General features: G+C 72.8%; 19 protein-coding genes. 10 read left to right on the top strand and 9 right to left on the bottom strand.

Annotated features, from left to right (window positions below):
* The first annotated feature begins 21 nt into the window (after window positions 1–21).
* Window positions 22–426, top strand: a complete 405-nt coding sequence (gene msrB / locus ACZ6N8_RS14165) for a peptide-methionine (R)-S-oxide reductase MsrB (protein WP_088990835.1) — start codon at window positions 22–24, stop codon at window positions 424–426.
* Here msrB and ACZ6N8_RS14160 read toward each other — a convergent pair.
* From ACZ6N8_RS14160 to ACZ6N8_RS14150, 3 genes are all read right to left on the bottom strand, one after another.
* Complete coding sequence (locus tag ACZ6N8_RS14160; RefSeq protein WP_466010113.1) at window positions 392–1,003, bottom strand: DUF305 domain-containing protein; 612 nt, start codon at window positions 1,001–1,003, stop codon at window positions 392–394. The genes msrB and ACZ6N8_RS14160 overlap by 35 nt on opposite strands.
* Window positions 1,004–1,066: 63 nt before the next feature.
* Window positions 1,067–1,813 (bottom strand): lytic polysaccharide monooxygenase, encoded by a 747-nt coding sequence (locus tag ACZ6N8_RS14155; protein WP_466010112.1) that lies wholly within the window; start codon window positions 1,811–1,813, stop codon window positions 1,067–1,069.
* Window positions 1,814–1,921: 108 nt separating this feature from the next.
* A complete protein-coding gene (locus ACZ6N8_RS14150; protein ID WP_466010110.1) occupies window positions 1,922–2,197 on the bottom strand; it encodes an isoamylase early set domain-containing protein in 276 nt (91 codons plus the stop codon).
* Window positions 2,198–2,353: 156 nt separating this feature from the next.
* Between ACZ6N8_RS14150 and ACZ6N8_RS14145 the strand changes: the two genes are divergently transcribed.
* From ACZ6N8_RS14145 to ACZ6N8_RS14130, 4 genes are all read left to right on the top strand, one after another.
* A complete protein-coding gene (locus ACZ6N8_RS14145; protein ID WP_466010108.1) occupies window positions 2,354–2,614 on the top strand; it encodes a Prokaryotic metallothionein in 261 nt (86 codons plus the stop codon).
* 178 nt (window positions 2,615–2,792) lie between these two features.
* Window positions 2,793–3,737, top strand: coding sequence for a DMT family transporter (locus tag ACZ6N8_RS14140; protein ID WP_466010107.1), 945 nt, complete (start codon window positions 2,793–2,795; stop codon window positions 3,735–3,737).
* Between the two features lie 24 nt (window positions 3,738–3,761).
* The gene (locus ACZ6N8_RS14135) at window positions 3,762–4,217 is read left to right on the top strand and encodes a GNAT family N-acetyltransferase (protein WP_466010105.1); all 456 of its coding nucleotides are present in this window, start codon (window positions 3,762–3,764) and stop codon (window positions 4,215–4,217) included.
* A gap of 119 nt (window positions 4,218–4,336) precedes the next feature.
* Entirely contained in the window at window positions 4,337–5,437 is a 1,101-nt protein-coding gene (locus ACZ6N8_RS14130; RefSeq protein ID WP_466010103.1) for a lytic polysaccharide monooxygenase auxiliary activity family 9 protein, read from the top strand.
* 51 nt (window positions 5,438–5,488) lie between these two features.
* On the opposite strand, the gene hemQ is transcribed toward ACZ6N8_RS14130, so the two are convergent.
* From hemQ to hemE, 3 genes are read right to left on the bottom strand one after another with little or no spacing between them, the layout of a single operon-like run.
* Window positions 5,489–6,190 carry a hydrogen peroxide-dependent heme synthase gene (hemQ, locus tag ACZ6N8_RS14125; protein ID WP_466010101.1) on the bottom strand — a complete coding sequence of 234 codons (702 nt, stop codon included), beginning with the start codon at window positions 6,188–6,190 and terminating at the stop codon, window positions 5,489–5,491.
* A complete protein-coding gene (gene hemG, locus ACZ6N8_RS14120; RefSeq protein ID WP_466010099.1) occupies window positions 6,187–7,596 on the bottom strand; it encodes a protoporphyrinogen oxidase in 1,410 nt (469 codons plus the stop codon). The genes hemQ and hemG overlap by 4 nt, the downstream gene beginning before the upstream one ends.
* Window positions 7,597–7,602: 6 nt before the next feature.
* Window positions 7,603–8,700: a uroporphyrinogen decarboxylase gene (hemE, locus tag ACZ6N8_RS14115; protein WP_466010097.1), complete on the bottom strand. Its 1,098-nt coding sequence runs from the start codon at window positions 8,698–8,700 to the stop codon at window positions 7,603–7,605.
* Between the two features lie 126 nt (window positions 8,701–8,826).
* Here hemE and ACZ6N8_RS14110 point away from each other — a divergent pair, with 126 nt between their 5' ends.
* Window positions 8,827–9,399 (top strand): DUF3000 domain-containing protein, encoded by a 573-nt coding sequence (locus ACZ6N8_RS14110; RefSeq protein WP_466010096.1) that lies wholly within the window; start codon window positions 8,827–8,829, stop codon window positions 9,397–9,399.
* 28 nt (window positions 9,400–9,427) lie between these two features.
* Here the strand turns inward: ACZ6N8_RS14110 and ACZ6N8_RS14105 are convergent, their stop codons facing one another.
* Window positions 9,428–10,240, bottom strand: a complete 813-nt coding sequence (locus ACZ6N8_RS14105) for a hypothetical protein (RefSeq protein ID WP_466010094.1) — start codon at window positions 10,238–10,240, stop codon at window positions 9,428–9,430.
* 156 nt (window positions 10,241–10,396) lie between these two features.
* The gene (locus ACZ6N8_RS14100; RefSeq protein WP_466010092.1) at window positions 10,397–11,452 is read right to left on the bottom strand and encodes a S1C family serine protease; all 1,056 of its coding nucleotides are present in this window, start codon (window positions 11,450–11,452) and stop codon (window positions 10,397–10,399) included.
* Window positions 11,453–11,662: 210 nt separating this feature from the next.
* Between ACZ6N8_RS14100 and ACZ6N8_RS14095 the strand changes: the two genes are divergently transcribed.
* The 4 genes from ACZ6N8_RS14095 to ACZ6N8_RS14080 all read left to right on the top strand — a co-directional run bounded on the left by ACZ6N8_RS14095 (window position 11,663) and on the right by ACZ6N8_RS14080 (window position 17,238).
* Complete coding sequence (locus ACZ6N8_RS14095; RefSeq protein ID WP_466010091.1) at window positions 11,663–12,997, top strand: ribonuclease D; 1,335 nt, start codon at window positions 11,663–11,665, stop codon at window positions 12,995–12,997.
* Window positions 12,998–13,096: 99 nt separating this feature from the next.
* The gene (locus ACZ6N8_RS14090) at window positions 13,097–14,293 is read left to right on the top strand and encodes a thiolase family protein (RefSeq protein ID WP_466010089.1); all 1,197 of its coding nucleotides are present in this window, start codon (window positions 13,097–13,099) and stop codon (window positions 14,291–14,293) included.
* Complete coding sequence (locus tag ACZ6N8_RS14085) at window positions 14,290–16,350, top strand: 3-hydroxyacyl-CoA dehydrogenase NAD-binding domain-containing protein (RefSeq protein WP_466010088.1); 2,061 nt, start codon at window positions 14,290–14,292, stop codon at window positions 16,348–16,350. Before ACZ6N8_RS14090 ends, ACZ6N8_RS14085 begins: the two co-directional genes overlap by 4 nt.
* Window positions 16,351–16,500: 150 nt before the next feature.
* The gene (locus tag ACZ6N8_RS14080; protein WP_466010086.1) at window positions 16,501–17,238 is read left to right on the top strand and encodes a hypothetical protein; all 738 of its coding nucleotides are present in this window, start codon (window positions 16,501–16,503) and stop codon (window positions 17,236–17,238) included.
* A 63-nt stretch (window positions 17,239–17,301) separates the two neighbouring features.
* Here the strand turns inward: ACZ6N8_RS14080 and ACZ6N8_RS14075 are convergent, their stop codons facing one another.
* Window positions 17,302–17,841, bottom strand: a complete 540-nt coding sequence (locus tag ACZ6N8_RS14075; RefSeq protein WP_466010085.1) for a levansucrase — start codon at window positions 17,839–17,841, stop codon at window positions 17,302–17,304.
* Window positions 17,842–17,885 lie beyond the last annotated feature (44 nt).

Here is a 17,885-nt window from a genome sequence, read left to right as displayed (position 1 = left end):
CGTTCGACGTACCGTGGACGGGTGAGTCTTGACGACAACGAGCTGCCCCGCACCGAGGACGAGTGGCGGGTCCGGTTGACCCCCGAGGAGTTCCACGTCCTGCGGGAGGCCGGCACCGAACGCCCGTGGACCGGCGAGTACGTGGACACCAAGACCCAGGGCGTCTACCACTGCCGTGCCTGCGGTCTGGAACTCTTCTCCAGCGACACGAAGTTCGACTCGCACTGCGGGTGGCCGAGCTTCGACGACGCCATCCCCGGCCGGGTGAAGGAGATCGAGGATCGCAGCCTCGGCATGGCACGTACGGAGATCCGCTGTGCCCGCTGCGACAGCCACCTCGGGCACGTGTTCCACGGCGAGGGCTTCACCCCGAAGGACACCCGGCACTGCGTCAACTCGATCTCGGTCCGCCTGGAGCCTCGCTGACCTGAGCACCGTACCCCCTGAGCAGCTCGACCTCGGCGGTCCGGGACTGTTCGATCCGCCGCGCCAGGTCGCGGACCCGTTCGCTGCGGCCGACGCCGACCTGGGCGCGGGCCAGGTCGACCGCGGCCCGCTGGTGGTCGGCGAGCACGTCGCGCAGCACCCGGTCGACGTCGGCGTCCGGCGCGGCCCGCAGCCGCTCCAGCGCGACGTCGTCGCCGTGCCCCTCGTGGTGGTGCGCGGCGGCGCTGGCGCCCGGCCCGTCGGTGGGCAACCATCCGCGCATGTCGGCCAACTCGTCGGCCTCGGTGGCCTCGATGGCGGCGGCGAGGGTGCGCAGGGTGTCGTCGCGCACCCGGTCGCGGGCCGCCCGGACGATCTGCAGGGTGCGTTCGCTGTGGCCGACCATCGTGCCGAGGAACACCACGTCGATGCCGCTCATCTCGTCGGCGGCGGCCGCGTCCCCGGCCGCCGCCGACGCGGTCGGGGACGCGGGCGGCCCGACCGGCGTCGGCGGCCCGGCGCAGCCGCCGGTTAGCAGCACCGCCGCGAGCAGCGACACGAGTGGGGTACGCGGCATGCCGGTGCTCCGATCACGCGGGAGGTGGCGGCACGGGTGCGACAGTCGGCCGCACCCGTGCGGTCAGACCTGAAGCCAGAGCGCCGGGACGTTCGGCGGCTCCCAGCCGGGGATGGCGGTGTGCGCCTGCCGGCAGCGGTACGTGAGCCCGCCGTAGGTGACCTGGTCGCCGACCTGGTACGCCCGGCCGGTCGTCCAACTGCCACCCGATGCGGGCGGGGTCGTCGGCGTGGCGGTCGGCGTGGGTCGCGGGGTGGGTGAGGCCGTCGGCGTCGGGGTGGGGATCGGGTTCGACCCGCCGCCGCCGATCTGGACGTCGATGCAGGAATAGAAGGCGTTCGCGGTGTCGGAGATGTTCCACACCGCGAGGATCTTCTGCCGGCCGGAGAAGCCGCCCAGGTTGACCGTGTGCGAGACGGTCGCGCCCGGCTGCTGCCCGTTGCCGTTGACCACGCCGACGCGGGTGTTGCCGATCCAGTACTCCCAGTTGCTGGTGGCGTGCCGGGCGGTGTTGACCCAGGTGAAGGTCAGCGAGGAGCCGACGGAGGTGGCCGGCCAGCCGCGGTTGTCGTCGTTGAGGACGGCGAACTGGGCGATGCCGGCGTTGCAGCTCTTGAGGCCCTTGGGGCCCTCGACGCTTTGCGGCTCGTACTTGATCTGCCCGCAGTCGGGCACCCGGCCCTGCGCGCAGAGCGCCTGCCGGCTCGGCGGGGCGGAGACGTAGCCGTGTGCCTGTGCGGGGGCGGCGACGGTGAGGGTGGCGGCGACGGCACCCGCCGCCACCAGCGGGACGGTGATTCTTCGACGCATCGGGCAGCTCCTTCTCCAGGTGCGGTGAGGTGCCCTCAACGTAATTTAAACTTTGTTAACAGTAAAGAGCCCGATCGATAAATCCATCGATGGTGGCGAGTCTTCCCGTCAGAGTCGGAGCAGGCCGCCCCGGTCGTCGACCTCGTCGGCCGACTCGTCGTCCAGCCACACGCCGCCGTCGGCGAGGTAGCGGAAGCGGTACTCCCCCGGCGGGAGCTTCACCGTCACCGTCCGGGTGCCGTCGCGGCGTGCCACCAACTCGTGCCGGCCGGGCTCCCACTCGTTGAAGCAGCCCACCACGCTCACCGGACCGGGCGGGGCCTCCCGGGGCAGGCAGAACGTGACCCTGGTCTGGTTGCCGAAGAGTCTGTTGCGCTTGATCACTGCGATCCTCCGGGGGTTGCGGCGGTTCACCAGGCACAACGGACGACACGCCGGCACCGACACGCCGCCAGCCGGCCCGGACACCGACATTTCGCCCCGCCCGGGCACCACCCTGAGGAAAATCTGGAGACACATGTCCTGATACGGGGGGTTCCGATGGCAACGTGCGAGGTCTGCGGCAACGACTACTGGATGGCGTTCGAGGTACGCACCGTCAGCGGCGACGTGCACATCTTCGACTCCTTCGAGTGCGCGATCCACCGGATGGCACCCATCTGCGAGCACTGCCAGATCAAGATCGTCGGGCACGGCGTCGAGGTCAACGGCCGCTTCTTCTGCTGCGGGCACTGCGCCCGCACGGTCGAGGGCGCCGAGGGCGCCGAGATCCGCGACGCCGTGGGCGCGCGCCCCGCCTGAGCGACACCCCTGCGGTACGGTCGTCCGATGCGGCCGTTCCCGGGCGTCCTGCCCCCGCCGCGCTCCTGAACGGAGCGCCGCGCCCCAGCCGAGCGGGTGACTGACCCGCCCGGCCGCTTTGCCGTACGCGCTCCGTCGACGTCGTCCCCGTCAACGGCTCACCCTTCGGAGCGCATCCGTGTCCACCTCCCGTACCGCGCGCCCGGTCACACCGGCGCCGGCCAGCCGCCACGCCCGCACGGGCCTCATCCAGATCACCGCCACCGGAGTGCTGTGGGGCACCACAGGCGTGGCTGTGCAACTCCTGCGCGAGGGCACCGGGCTCAGCCCGGTGAGCATCGGCTTTCACCGCCTCGCCATCGCCGCGCTCGTCCTGCTGGCGTGCACCGCGGGTCGACTCGGCGCCATCGTGGCCGCCCTACGCGCGGCACCCGTACCGCTGCTGCTCACCGGCGTCGGCCTCGGCCTCTACCAGGCGCTCTACTTCGCGGCCGTGGCGCTCGCCGGGGTCAGCGTGGCCACAGTTGTCAGCCTGGGCCTGGCACCGGTGCTCGCCGTCGCCTGGGAGTCGCTGCGGACCCGCCGGATCCCCGACCCGCTGCGCCTCGCGACGCTTGTCACAGCGGTGGCCGGCCTCGCCCTGATCACCGGGGCGACCGCGGACCCCACCGCCGCGGCGCCCGCGCCGCTGCTCGGCCTGCTCGCGGCCGCGGGGTCCGGTCTCGGGTACGCGGTCACGACCCTGATCAGCGGGCACGTGTCGCAGCGCGCCGCTCCGATGGCGCTCACCACCATCTCCACGGTCGTCGGCGCGCTGACCCTGCTGCCGCTGGCCCTGGTCGCCGGCGTCGCCGTCCCGGTCCGCCCCGACACCCTGGCGCTGCTGCTGCACCTCGGCGTGGTCACCACCGCCGTGGCGTACGCGCTGTTCTACGCGGGCCTGCGCACCACGCCGGGCAGCGTCGCCGCCGTGCTGACCCTGCTCGAACCGCTCACCGCTGCGGCGCTGGCGGTGGCGCTGCTGCGCGAGCCGCTCCCGCTGCCGGTCATCGTCGGCGGCGTCCTGCTGCTCACCGCCGTGGCCGCCACCTACCTCGCGCCGACCCGGGCGGACTCCAGGTGAACGGGCCCGGCCTACCATCTGTGGGTGCCCCAGCAGACCACCGAGATCCACACGGCCTCTTTCGCCGACCTGAACGCCCGTACCTTCCACGACCTGCTCAAGCTGCGCATCGACGTGTTCGTGGTGGAGCAGAACTGCCCGTACCCGGAACTCGACGGGCGGGACGTGGAGCCGGGCACCCGGCACCTCTGGCTGACCGACGGCGACGCGCCGCTGGCGTACCTGCGGATCCTCGCCGACCCGGCAGGCACCGCCCGGATCGGCCGCGTGGTGGTGGCCCCGGCGGCCCGTGGCGGCGGGCACGCCGGCCGGCTGATGACGGCGGCGCTGGAGGTGGTGGGCAACCGACCCTGCGTGCTGGAGGCGCAGTCGCACCTGGTCGCGTTCTACGCCAGGCACGGCTTCGCGGTCAGCGGCCCGGAGTACGTCGAGGACGGCATCCCGCACACCCCGATGCGCCGAGAAGCCATTGACGTCTGACGATCAGCCTGGCATGGTGCCGGGTAGAGCCATCGCGGGAGCCAGCGAGTAGGCACGGGAGCGGGCATCTCCCGGCAGTTCGGGCATCGTCGTCCGTACCTCATCCCCCCGGGGGCTCCATGTCCACTCTCGCCCGATCACCACGCGTGCTCCGGCCGCTCGCCGTCGCGGCGGCCGCCACGCTTCTGCTGACCACCGCGATCACCGTCGTACTCGGCCAGTCCGCCTCGGCGCACGGCTCGGTCGTCGACCCGCCCTCGCGCAACTACAGCTGCTGGCAACGCTGGGGCAGCGACTTCCAGAATCCGCGGATGGCCACCGAGGACCCGATGTGCTGGCAGGCCTGGCAGGCCGACCCGGCCGCCATGTGGAACTGGAACGGCCTGTTCCGGGAGGGCGTCGCCGGCAACCACCAGGCCGCCGTCCCCGACGGCCAGCTGTGCAGCGGCGGACGCACCCAGAGCCCCCGCTACAACGCGCTGGACACCGTCGGCGCCTGGAAGACCACGTCGGTGTCGAACAACTTCCGGCTGCGCTTCTTCGACCAGGCCAGTCACGGCGCGGACTACATCAGGGTGTACGTGACCAAGCAGGGCTTCAACTCGGCCACCCAACCGCTGGGCTGGGGCAACCTGGAGTTGGCGGGCCAGATCGGCAACACACCCGCCTCGCAGTGGAACCCGGACACCGGTGGTGTCTCCATCCAGATCCCGGTAAGCGCGCCGGGACGCACCGGACGGCACATCGTCTACACCGTCTGGCAGGCCAGCCACCTGGACCAGTCGTACTACCTGTGCAGTGACGTGGACTTCGGCGGAGGCTCCACCACCCCGCCGCCCACCACGCCGCCGCCGACGACCCCGCCGCCCACCACGCCTCCGCCCACCACGCCCCCGCCCACCACGCCGCCGCCGGCCGGCGCGTGCACGGCGACGTACCAGATCACCGGCCAGTGGGCCGGTGGCTTCCAGGCGGACGTGAAGGTCACCGCCGGCGGTTCACCCGCCCGCGGCTGGTCGGTGAGCTGGAACTACGCCAACGGGCAGCAGATCGCCTCGTCGTGGAACGCCACGATCAGCACCAACGGCACGCAGGTCACCGCCCGCAACGTCAGCCACAACGGCACACTTGCCGCCGGAGCGAGCACCACATTCGGTTTCCTCGGCTCGTGGAACGGCAGCAACCCGGTTCCGCTGGTCTCCTGCACCACGACCAGTTGATCCCCGTCCGGCGCCGCACCCGGGCGGGGGTGCGGCGCCGGACGGCGGGGATCAGACCAGGCAGTTGACGATCTCGGCGACCGAGCGGCGGCGTCCCGTGTAGAACGGGACCTCCTCGCGGACGTGCCGGCGGGCGCCGGACGCGCGCAGGTCCCGCATCAGGTCCACGATCCGGTGCAGCTCGTCGGCCTCGAAGGCGAGCATCCACTCGTAGTCGCCCAGCGCGAACGAGGCGACCGTGTTGGCCCGTACGTCCGGGTAGCCGCGGGCCATCTTCCCGTGCTCGGCGAGCATCTCCCGCCGCTCGGCGTCGGGCAGCAGGTACCACTCGTAGGAGCGGACGAACGGGTACACGCAGATGTAGGGGCGGGCCTCCTCGCCGGCCAGGAACGCCGGGATGTGGCTCTTGTTGAACTCCGCCGGCCGGTGCAGCGCCATCTGCGACCACACGGGGGTCAGCGCCCGACCGAGGGTGGTGCGGCGGAACCGCAGGTACGCGTCCTGGAGAGCGTCGCTGGACGCGGAGTGCCACCAGATCATCACGTCCGCGTCGGCGCGCAGCCCGGAGACGTCGTACACGCCCCGCACCACCACGTCCTTGCCGGCCAACTCCTCGAAGAGGGACTCGACCCCGCCTGTGACGTTGTCCCGCAGCGACGGCAGCGGGGCGCTCGCCCGGAACACCGACCACATCGTGTAGCGGATGCTGTCGTTCAGCTCCCGCAACCGGGCCGCGTTGGTCTGCTCGGTCATCTCGCCGATCCTCCCAGTGCTGTGATGATCTCGTCGGCCGCCGTCTCGCCGGAGCGGACGCAGACCGGGATGCCGACGCCGTCGTAACCGGCGCCGGCGAGGACCAGGGTGGGGTGTTCGGCCCGCAGCGCAGTCCGGGCCGCCGTGACCCGGTCCGCATGCCCCGGGGTGTACTGCGGCAGCGCGCCGCCCCACCGCTGCACGTGCCCGTCCACCGGGGCGGGCAGCGGGGTGCCCAGCACCGCCGACAACTCCCGGTGCACGGTGGCCGCCAGGTCCGCGTCCGGGCGCTGGAGCTGCGCCTCCTCGCCGTACCTGCCCACCGAGGCGCGCACCATCGCCAGCCCGTCCGGCCGGCGCAGGTGCCCCCACTTTGTGGTGAAGAACGTCGCCGCCTTGATCAGCAGACCCTCGGTGCTGGGCACCAGGAAGCCGGACAGCTCGGGCAGTCGCGGCTGCGGCAACGCCAGGGTGACCAACGCGACGCTCGCGTAGTCCAACCCACCGACGCCCGCCGCCACCGCCGGCGCCGGGCCGGCGAGCAGCCGGGCGGCCGGTCGCGCCGGCACCGCCAGCACCACGGCGTCCACGTCCACCAGCTCCGGGTCACGGGTCGGGCCGACCGTGAGCCGCCAGCCCGTGGCGGTCGCTGTCACCTCGCGCACGGCGGCGTCGCGCCGCACCGTCGCGCCGCTCGCCGTCACCGCCGCCTCGACGAGGGTGCTCAGCCCGCCGGCCAGGGTGCCGAAGACCGGGGCGCCGGGCACGCGCGGCGCGGCGGCCTGCGCGGCCCGGACCGCGCCGACGAGAGTGTGCTCCACCCGCGCGGCACGCGCCAGCGCCGGCATCGTCGTGACCAGGGACAGATCGTCGGCGCGGCCCGCGTACACGCCGCCGAGCATCGGGTCGACGAGCCGGTCGACCACCTCGTCGCCGAAGCGGGACCGGACCAGCGCGCCCACCGAGACGTCCGCGTCCGGCCCGACAAGCGGCCGGCCGTCGTCGGTGTCGGCGTTCGCGGCCGGCCGGGCGACAGTGGCCACCCGGTCCAGATCACCGGGTACGCCCACCAGGGTGCCGCCCGGGACGGGGCGCAGCCCTCCGTCGACGACGAGCGCGGCCTGCCCGACGGTGGGGTGCACGATCTTCTCGGCCAGCCCCAGCCGGCGGGCCAGCGTCACCGCCGCGCTCTCGGCGCCTGTGGGATCCCGCATCAGGAACGACTCGGCGCCGAACTCGACAGGCGCACCGGCCAACGCGCCGGTGCGCAGCTTGCCACCCAGCGCCCCGGACTGCTCGTACACGGTGATCTCGGTGCCCTCGGGGGCGCGGTCGCGCAACCGGACCGCGGCGGCCAACCCGGCGATCCCGCCACCGACCACCGCCACCCGCCAGGGCTGCCGCATCGCTGCTCAGCCCCGGTCGGCCCGGCGGCTGGAGAGCTCGTGCACCAGCGCGACCACCCGGGTCAACACGTCCGGGTCGGTCTCCGGCAGCACGCCGTGACCGAGGTTGAACACGTGCCCGGGCGCGGCCCGGCCCTGCTCCAGGATCCGGCGCACCTCGGCCTCCACCACCGGCCACGGCGCGAGCAGCACGGTCGGGTCCAGGTTGCCCTGGACCGCCTTGTCCTGGCCGATCCGGCCGGTGGCCACGTCCAGCGGGGTACGCCAGTCGACGCCCACCACGTCCGCGCCGGCCTCACCCATCGCGCCGAGCAGCTCGGCGGTGCCCACCCCGAAGTGGATCCGCGGCACCCCGGCGTGCGCCAACCCGCTCAGCACGGCGGTCGAGTGCGGCAGCACGTAGCGGCGGTAGTCCGCCTCGGAGAGCGCGCCGGCCCACGAGTCGAACAGCTGCACGGCGGAAACCCCGGCCTCGATCTGCACCCGCAGGAACGCGAGCGTCACCTCGGCCAGCCGGCCGCAGAGCGCGTGCCACAGCTCCGGATCGCCGTACATCAGGGCCTTGGTCTTGGCGTGGGTCCGCGACGGCCCGCCCTCGACCAGGTAGCTGGCCAGGGTGAACGGCGCGCCCGCGAACCCGATCAGCGGGGTGTCGCCCAGCTCGACCACCAACTGCCGGACAGCCTCGTCGACGTACGGGACGTCGTCGCGGGTGATCGGGCGGATCCGCTCGACGTCGGCGGCGGTACGGATCGGTTCGGCGACGACGGGGCCGGTGCCCGGCACGATGTCCAGGTCGATGCCGGCCGCGGCGACAGGCACCACGATGTCGCTGAACAGGATTGCCGCGTCCACGCCGTGGCGGCGTACCGGCTGGAGGGTGATCTCGGTGACCAGCTCCGGACGACGGCAGGACTCCAGCATCGGCACGCTCGCCCGGATCTCCCGGTACTCCGGCAGGGAGCGGCCGGCCTGGCGCATGAACCAGACGGGCGTGTGCGGGCCGGGGCGGCGACGACAGGCCCGGATGAAGGGCGAGTCGGCTGGTCCGCCGGGGCGTGGGTCTCCGTCTCGGGCGGCAGTGCCCGTGGCTTGCGTGGTCATCGCCGCAATCGTGCCACGCCCCCCACCTCCAGCCCGCCGGGGGTGAAAGGAAAGACACCTTCCCAACGGCTCCGGGCGTCGGCGCGCCGTCGAAGCGGGTGACCGGCGGCGGCATAGGCTGCCGACATGGCCCCCCCGATCGCGCTCCCGGAGACCTTCGCCCGCGCGGTCGCCGGGCTGCGGTCCGCGGCGCCCCGGCCGGAGATCACCCTTGAGGAGGTCGGAGCGCCTCAGCGCCTCGCCCCGTACACGTTCGCGCTCGCCGCGGCAGTGCTGCGCGACGGCGACGAGGTGGCCACCGGGCGGCTGATCCTGCTGCACGACCCGGTCGGGCACGAGGCGTGGCAGGGCACCCTGCGGCTGGTCACCTACGTCACCGCCGAGCTGGAGGTCGACCTGGCCGCCGACCCGCTGCTGCCCGGGGTCGGCTGGACGTGGCTCACCGACGCGCTGGACGCCCACGACGCCGCCCACCGGGCGATCGGCGGGACCGTCACCCAGACCATGTCGACCCGGTTCGGTGACCTGGCCGGCCCGCCGACCGCGGGTGACATCGAGATCCGTGCGTCGTGGACGCCTGTCGACGACGACCTGGCCCCTCACCTGCTCGGCTGGTGCGCGCTGCTCGCCTCGACGGCCGGCCTGCCCCCACCCGGGGTGACCGCCCTGTCCGACCGCCGCCCCGCCGCCACCGCCTGAACACCGGCGGCGGCGGGCGGCGCGACAGTCAGAGGTAGTTCTCGGCCTCGTCGCAGACCTTGTCGAGGCCCTTCATGGCGGCGTCGTACGCGCCCTTGTTGCCGGCCGCCGCCGCGCCGAGCGCGGTGGTCAGCTTGTCCAGGCAGCTTGCGATGACCTTCTTCTGCCGGGCCTGCTCGTCACGGTCGTTACGGGTGCCGGTCAGGTCCTGCTCGGTGTTGTCGAGCTTGTCCTGCATCGTCTGGAGGTCGGTCTTCAGCTTGCTGATCTCGGTGGTGTTGGCCGCGATGGTGCCGTCACGCTGGCTGACCTGACCGGTGAGGCGCTTCTCGGTCCGGTTCAGCTCGCTGTTCTTGGTCACGAACAGCCCGGTCATCACCCCGCTGACGACGAAGAGCAGGGCGGCCACCACGGCCAGCACCAGCACCGTGCGGCTGCGACCGGCCGGCGGCGGTCCGTACGGAGACGTCCCGGGCGGCGCCGACATCGGCTGCCCGTACGCCGGACCGGAGACCGGCGGTCCGGAGACCTGCCCGGCGTACGGCGGTGCGCTGGCCGGGTAGCCGGAGGGGGCCGGCGGAGCGCTGTGCTGCGCCGGCGGGGCGCCGTACTGCGCGGGCTGGGCGCTGTGCTGTCCCGGGGCGGCATGCGGGGCGCCGTACTGCGGCGTCGGGTACTGCGGCGCGGGCTGGCCCGGCGTGTACTGCTGGGGCACCGGCTGGCCGGCCGGGTAGCGGACCGTCGGCTCACCGCCGGCCCGGTACTGGACGGTCGGGTCGCCGCTGGGCGGCGTCGGGGTGGCCGGCGGAAGCCCGTCCGGCCCGGTCGGTGGCTGGGACATGTCTGTTCCTCCAGGTGAGCGGGCCCCACGCCGGTGGGGCGCGCGGACCGGGTACAGCGGCGGGATCGCCCGGGTCCGGGGACCCGGCCGGGACAGGAGCGGCAGGTGCCGGCCGTGGGTGGTGCGGCGGGGCCGGCGACGACGCCGGGCCGTCGATCAGCAGATCTTGAAGCCGTCGCAGGCGACCTTGATGGGTACGGCGAGCCCGATGCCCTCGGCGTCGCGGGCCTTTGCGGTCGCGATGCCTACCACCTGCTTGCTGCCGTTGATCACCGGCCCGCCTGAGTTGCCCGGGTTGATCGGCGCGTCGAACTGGATGGCCGGCCCGGCGCTTCCCGACGCGGAGCGCAGGGCGCTCACCACACCTGTGGTGACGCTGTCCTCCAGGCCGAGCGGAGCACCGACGACGATGATCTGCTGGCCGGACTTCACCGCGGCGGGGGCGGTGACGAGGCCCGTGAACTTGCCTGTGGTGCGCAGGTGGGCCACGTCGTTCGTCTTGTCGACCTTGACGATGGTCGCCGGGAAACGCTGGTCGGTGCGTTCCAGGAAGACCTGGCGGCCTCCGCCGTTCCAGACCGCCTCGACCACGTGGAAGTTGGTGAACAGGTTCGTGCCGCCCCCGGCGGCCGGCTTGCCCACCGCGAACGCGGTGCCGGTGAACTGGCCGGCCCGGACCCGGAACACGCTGGGCAGCACGGCGCTGGCCACCGCCTCCGGGTTGAACGCGGCGCCGGCCTGCTTCTCCAGCGCCTCGGCGCGCTTCTCCAGACCGTCGAGGCGGGTGCCGTCGCCGTCCTGGGCCTGGGCCAACCGCCGGTCGGTGTCGGCGAGCCGGGCGCCGAGGCGGTCGAGCTGGAAGGCCTGCACCCCGACCACCGCCGCCAGCACGACGACGAGCAGCGTGGCGAGCACTGCCGGCCAGCGGCGACGCTTCCTCCCGGGAGCCGGCGGCGGTGCGGCAGCCGGCCAACCGGGCTGCGCCGGGTAACCGGGCTGCGCGGGGTGGCCGGGCTGCGCGGGGTAGCTCGGGGTGGCGAACGGTGGGGCGCTGGGCTGCGGGTACGCACCGACACTCGGCGACGCCTGCGGGTTGCCCCACTGGCCGGCGGCGGGTGGGGCGGCCCAGCCGGTACGGGGGGTCGGCACGCCCACGCCGTCCGGGTCGGCGCCCGCCGGTCGTCCGTCAGCCGAACCGAAGCCAGCCGTCATGATCGTCTTGCCCTTCCGTGGTCTCCCCGTGCCGCCGTCGACCCGCGTGTCACGCGTTCCACGGCTCAGCGGCCCGATGGAACGTACCTGCGCGAACGGGCTTTGTCTCCCCCGATGTCCGGCATCCGAAAGGACACCTTGTGGACACCTGACCGACACACGCCGGACCGGCTGCACCCGCCGGATCATCGCGCGCACTAGGGTTGACAGGTGACCGACGAACCACCCCTGCGCCGTCGGCCCGCCGAAGACCTTCCGGGAAACGTCCCCCAGGACCCGCCGTCGGCCCAGCCGCAGCCGGCGGGCGAGGGAACCGACCCGACCAACGGTGGGCCCGTTCCGCTGATCGCCCCGCGTGACGGCACCCCCGATCCGGTGGCCGCGCCGGCCGAGCTTGCCGAGGTCGTGGCCCGTTTCGCGGCCGGCACCGGCCCGGTCGCCCTGGACGCCGAACGGGCATCGGGGTATCGCTACAGCCAGCGCGCGTACCTGGTCCAGCTCCGCCGGGCGGGCTCCGGCACGGCGCTGATCGACCCGCTGCCGCTGCCCGACCTCAGCACGCTGGACGCGGCGATCGGCGAAGCCGAGTGGGTGCTGCACGCGGCGAGTCAGGATCTGCCCTGCCTCGCCGAGGTGGGGTTGCGCCCGCGCCGTCTGTTCGACACGGAACTGGCCGCTCGGCTGGCTGGATTCGAGCGGGTCGGCCTGGCCGCGCTGACCGAGCAGCTGCTCGGTTTCACCCTGGAGAAGCACCATTCGGCGGCCGACTGGTCGAGCCGGCCGCTGCCGGAGTCGTGGTTGACGTACGCGGCGCTCGACGTGGAGCTGCTCACCGACCTGCGTGACGCGCTGGCCGCCGAGTTGGCCAGGCAGGGAAAGTCGGCGTGGGCCGCCGAGGAGTTCGCGGCGCTGGTGCGCACCGGCGCGCGTCCGCCCCGGGTCCGGGCGGAGCCGTGGCGGCGCACCTCGGGCATCCACCGCGTACGCGGGGCGCGGGCGCAGGCCCGGGTGCGCTCGATGTGGTACGCCCGGGACCAGATCGCGGCCCGACGGGACTCGGCGCCCGGTCGGGTGCTGCCCGACTCGGCGATCATCGCCGCCGCCGAGTTGGACCCGAAGGACGAGAGGACGCTGCTGACGCTTCCCGGTTTCGGCGGGCGGTCGGTGCGGCGGCTGGCACGTACCTGGTTGGCCGCCCTCGACGACGCACGGCAGCTGCCGGACGACGCGCTGCCGGTCACCCCGGCGGTCGAGGGTCCACCTCCGCCGCACCGGTGGGCCGAGCGGGATCCGGTGGCCGCCGGTCGGCTCGCCCGCTGCCGCGAGGTGGTGGTCCGCATCGCCACGCAGCACAACCTGCCTCCGGAAAACCTGATCACCCCGGACTCGGTCCGGCGGCTGGCGTGGACCCCGCCGGAGGAGCTCACCGAGGAGACGGTGGCGGAGACCCTGCGCGGTTTCAACGCCCGCGAGTGGCAGATCGGTCTGCTCGTCACCGACCTGACCGAGGCCCTCTCCCCCACGCAGCCGCCCACCGTCGGCTGACGCCACTGTGGGGTGGGCCACAGCGGGGGGTCGGGACGGGGTTGGTTACTGGCGAGTAGCATTCGGGGGGAAGCTGCCGTGGTCGATTAGGAGGCTCTAGTGCCCCGTGAAGTTCGGGATGTCGTCTTCGTCGACGGCGTCCGTACCCCGTTCGGCAAGGCGGGTGGCATGTACGCCAACACCCGCGCCGACGACCTGGTGATCCGCTGTATCCGTGAGCTGCTGCGTCGCAACCCGCAACTGCCGCCGGAGCGGGTCGAGGAGGTCGCCGTCGCGGCCACCACCCAGATCGGCGACCAGGGCCTCACCATCGGCCGCACCGCAGCGCTGCTCTCCGGGCTGCCCAAGACCGTTCCCGGCTTCGCCATCGACCGGATGTGCGCCGGCGCGATGACCGCCGTGACCACGGTTGCCAGCGGCATCGCCATGGGCGCGTACGACGTCGCCATCGCCGGCGGTGTCGAGCACATGGGCCGTCACCCGATGGGTGAGGGCGTCGACCCCAACCCGCGCATCGTCGCGGAGAAGCTGGTCGACCCGTCCGCGCTGGTCATGGGCGCCACCGCGGAGAACCTGCACGACCTGGTCCCGCACATCACCAAGGAGCGCACGGACGCGTTCGCGCTCGCCTCGCAGCAGAAGACCGCGAAGGCGTACGCCAACGGCAAGCTCCAGGACGACCTGGTCCCGATGTCGATCCGCGACGCCGAGGGCGGCTGGGGTCTGGCCACTGTGGACGAGGCCCCCCGGGACACCTCGATGGAGAAGCTCGCCACCCTCAAGACCCCGTTCCGCCCGCACGGCAAGGTCACCGCGGGCAACGCGGCAGGCCTGAACGACGGCGCGACGGCGAGCCTGCTCGCCGACGAGGCCACCGCCCGCGAGCTGGGTCTGCCGATCGCCATGCGGCTGGTGTCGTTCGGTTTCGTCGGCGTGGAGCCCGAGGTGATGGGCGTTGGGCCGATCCCGTCGACGGAGAAGGCACTGCGCCTCGCCGGGCTCAGCATCGACGACATCGGCCTGTTCGAGCTGAACGAGGCGTTCGCCGTGCAGGTGCTCGCCTTCCTCGACCACTTCGGCATCGCCGACGACGACCCGCGGGTCAACCCCTGGGGCGGCGCAATCGCCATCGGGCACCCCCTCGCCTCGTCGGGCGTGCGGCTGATGACCCAGCTGGCCCGCCAGTTCGCCGAGCACCCCGAGGTCCGCTACGGCGTGACCGCCATGTGCATCGGCATCGGCATGGGCGGCACCGTGATCTGGGAGAACCCGAACTGGGAAGGTGGCGACAAGTGAAGGCACCGAACGAGGTCGTCACCAAGGCGCTGCTGCGCCAGGTGAACGTACCGGGGCTGGACCGGCCCGCCGCCCTGATCACGCTCGACAACGGCTTCGACCACACCAAGCCGAACACCTTCGGCCCGGCCGGTCTGACCAGCCTTGACGAGGCGATCACCGCGGCGCTCGCCGCCGACCCGGCGTTCATCGCGGTCACCGGCAAGCCGTACATCTTCTGCGTGGGCGCGGACATCGTCGGGCTGCCGCAGCTCGCCGACCGCGAGCAGGCACTGGAGATCGGCCGGCTCGGTCACCGGGTGTTCGCCCGGCTCAAGGACAGCACCGTGCCCACGTTCGCGTTCGTCAACGGCGCGGCGATGGGCGGCGGCCTGGAGCTGGCGCTGCACTGCCACTACCGGACGCTCTCCGGTGGGGCGGCGGCCCTGGCCCTGCCCGAGGTCTCCCTCGGTCTGGTGCCCGGCTGGGGCGGCACCCAGCTGCTGCCGAACCTGATCGGCATCCCCGCCGCCACCCAGGTGATCATTCAGAACCCGCTGATGCAGAACAAGATGCTCAAGCCGAAGCAGGCCGCCGAGCTGGGCATCGCGGACGTGCTGCTGGAGCCGGCCGACTTCCTGGAGCGGTCCCTGGAATGGGCCGCGGGTGTGGTGCGCGGCCAGGTCACCGTGACCCGGCCCGAGGTCGACAAGGACATGTGGGCGGGCGTGCTCTACTTCGCCCGGGAGACGCTGAACCAGCGGCTGCACGGCGCGGTTCCGGCCGCGTACAGGGCGCTGGACCTGCTGGAGACGGCGAAGGACGGCGACTTCGCCGCCGGCACCGCCGCCGAGGACGAGGCCCTCGCGGACCTGGTCTTCTCCGAGGAGCTGCGCAGCGGCCTGTACGCGTTCGACCTGGTGCAGCGGCGGGCCAAGCGGCCGGCCGGCGCACCGGACAAGGGCCTGGCCCGCACGGTCACCAAGGTCGGCATCGTCGGCGCCGGCCTGATGGCCAGCCAGTTGGCGCTGCTGTTCGCCCGTCGCCTCCAGGTGCCGGTGGTGATGACCGACCTCGACCAGTCCCGCGTGGACAAGGGCGTCGGCTACGTGCACACCCAGATCGAGAAGGCCGTCACCAAGGGCCGGATGGACAAGAACACCGCCGCCAAGCTGTACGGCCTGGTCAGCGGCACTGTCGACAAGAGCGCCTTCGCCGACGCCGACTTCGTCATCGAGGCGGTCTTCGAGGACCTGGGCGTCAAGAAGCAGGTCTGGGCCGAGCTGGAGAAGATCGTCTCCCCGGAGGCGGTGCTCGCCACCAACACCAGCTCGCTCTCCATCACCGAGATGGCCGCGGAGCTGGAGCACCCGGAGCGGGTGGTCGGCTTCCACTTCTTCAACCCGGTGGCGGTGCTGCCGCTGCTGGAGATCGTCCGGGGCGAGCGGACCGACGACGCCACCCTGGCCACCGCGTTCGCCGTCGGCAAGCAGCTGAAGAAGTCGAGCGTGCTGGTCAAGGACGCCCCGGCGTTCGTGGTGAACCGGCTGCTCACCCGCTTCCTCGGCACCGTCTTCGCCGCCGTCGACGCCGGCACCCCGCTGGACGTGGCGAACAGCGCACTGGACCCGCTGGGCCTGCCGATGCGCCCGCTCGCCCTGCTCCAGCTGGTCGGGCCGGCCGTGGCGTACCACGTGGGCGGCACCCTGCACGCGGCGTTCCCGGACCGGTTCGGCGTCAGCGAGAACCTCAAGCGGATCGCCGACTCGGGCCAGCCGATCGTTGTCGACGACCAGGTCAACGACGAGGTCGCGAAGCTGCTCGTGGTCGGCGACCAGCCGCTCACCGAGGAGCAGGTCCGCCAGAACGCGCTCGACGCGCTCGCGCAGGAGATCCGGCTGATGCTGGACGAGGGCGTGGTCGCCGAGGCGCAGGACATCGACCTGTGCATGATCCTCGGCGCGGGTTGGCCGTTCCACCTGGGCGGCGTCACGCCGTACCTGGACCGGACCGGCACGTCCGAGCGGGTCACCGGTAAGCGGTTCCTGCCGCGCGGGGCGGCGAGCCTGCCCGCCTGACCGTTCGCAGCTCCACCGTCGCGGTGGTCGGCCGTCCCACGTGGACGGGCCGGCCACCGCGTTCGTATGGCGGTCCCGAAGGGGGCGACACGGGGACCTGTCGTCGGGTTAAGATCACCCGCTTTGCCATCCGAGCTTGGAGCTGACTGAATGTCCCAGCCGCCGGCCACCCCCTACGGCCCGCCGCACGATTCCCCTTACTCCTCCTCCCAGCCGGGGGTGCCGCAGCAGCAGGGCTTCCCGGCTCCCCAGCCGGGGCAGCCGTACGGCGACCCGAGCGCCCCCGTCGGCCCGCCGCCGCCGGCGAAGAAGTCGAAGGTCGGCAAGATCATCCTGATCGTGCTGGCCGTGGTGCTGGTGCTCTGCCTCGGCGGCGCCGCCATCACCTGGTTCGCGGTCAAGGACGAGGTCGGCGACGTCGTCGACGCCACCAAGACCCGGGTCGTCGCGCCGGCAACCCTCGCCGGCCGGGCGAAGAACACCGACCCGCAGTTGCAGACGGTCGCCGACCAGATGGTCACCGACATGAAGTCCGAGGTGCAGAACGAGACGAGCACCGTCGGCGCGTTCTACGGCGACCCGGCCAAGCAGGACCTCATCATGATCACCGCGGTGTCCGGCGTGATGGCCGACCCGAAGAAGGAGCTGGACGAGGCGGTGACCGGGCTCTCCAGCGAGCTTGCCGTGACGAACATGGCGCCGGTCGAGCCGGGCCCGCTCGGTGGTGACGCGCGCTGCGGCGACGGCAAGGCCGAGGGCGTGCCGCTGGGCGTCTGCGTCTGGGCCGACCGGGGCAGCGTCGGTCTGGTGGTCGTGTACTTCAAGACCGCCGAGCAGGTGAAGGCCGAGTTCACCACGATCCGGGGCCAGGTCGAGCAGCGCTCCTGATTCGTGCCGACCGGGGCCCCGGCCACCCTCGGGTGGCCGGGGCCCCGTGCCGTACGGCGGTCGTCAGGCCACCGGGAAGTACGCGTTCAGCTTCTTGCGCAGGTGGGCCGCGTAGATGAAGCCCAGGCTCGGGTTGCCCCGGAAGGCGGCTGCCGCGCCGGTGCGGGCGTCCACCGTCACCGGCCGGGCCAGCGCCGCGAACCGCAACCGCTGCTTCTCCTGCGCCCACGCCGCAGCGGCCGGCTCGATCTCGGTGCCCACCAGGGCGGGGAACACCGCCACCCCGTTCTGGAAGCCACGCAACTGCCCCTTGCGGGCCAGCACGTAGTCCATGGCCGAGGTGCTGAACGTTTCCAGGGAGGCGGCCGTGACCCGCGTCGCCGGCGCGGCGATGGTGAACAGGTGCAGCTTGGTGGCCATCCAGCGCATCTTGAAGTCGCCCCGGTAGCCGATCAGCACCGGCGTGCCACCCCAGTCCTCGATCCGGACCTCGCAGCCGTCGGCCCGCAGCCGTTCCCCGGTCGCGGTGAGATACGCCTGCACCGGCTCCGTCGCCGTCGTGTCCATCTGCCACACACCCTTCAGCCTGTTGTGGCCGCTCATCTAACAGCACCTGGCGCGCGTCCCGCCACCCCGTCGATCATGAG

It is taken from the genome of Micromonospora sp. NPDC047521 (assembly GCF_055587305.1).
This window is presented reverse-complemented; position numbering and strand designations above follow the sequence as displayed.